Here is a 623-nt window from a genome sequence, read left to right as displayed (position 1 = left end):
ATTGGCAAAGCCTTTGTGCTCGTCTTGTTGCTTCTGAAGTCGGCGTTTGGCTCGACAGCGACGAAGAACCGGAAGCGCTTGCACCCTACCTGGATAAGCTTCCTGCTATTGCAATAAACTTCCCTAAGTTTGTTGACGGGCGCGGCTACTCCTATGCTCGTATACTTCGCGACCGTTTGAACTTTGAGGGTGAAATTCGTGCAATTGGCGACATTCTTCACGACCAGCTTTTCTATCTGAAACGCTGCGGTTTTGACGCATATGCAGTTCGAGAAGACAAAGATATTGAGGTCGCACAAGAAGGCTTGTCCGACTTTACTGAATCTTATCAAGCAGCAAGCTTTATGAATCAACCACTATTTCGCCGTCGCGGCTAACGAGTGCTTAGTACCCACCTCTAAGCCCCCAAACCAGGATCTTAGAGGTGGAGCTTTTCAAACAAACTCCCCCTCCTCTTCCCCTTACGTCGTTCTTCATCCGCTAAAAATACAGCTATACTAATAACATATCTGGCGTTTTTTAAAGGAGTCAGCAATGCGTATTGGTGTACCAAAAGAAGTCAAAAATAACGAATTCCGCGTCGCCATGACGCCTAACATTGCTCACGAGCTCTATTCTCATGG

The 623-nt window shown here is 46.9% G+C and carries 1 protein-coding gene; it reads left to right on the top strand.

What is annotated here, in order from left to right; translation table 11 throughout:
• Window positions 1-377, top strand: a 377-nt coding sequence (locus tag A3735_RS05130; RefSeq protein WP_068637693.1) for a DUF934 domain-containing protein, incomplete at its 5' end; no start/stop codon positions are given.
• Window positions 378-623 lie beyond the last annotated feature (246 nt).

This window comes from Oleiphilus sp. HI0061, from assembly GCF_001635675.1.
The sequence above is the reverse complement of the archived record's forward strand: the minus strand, read 5'-3'. Positions and strand labels throughout refer to the sequence as shown.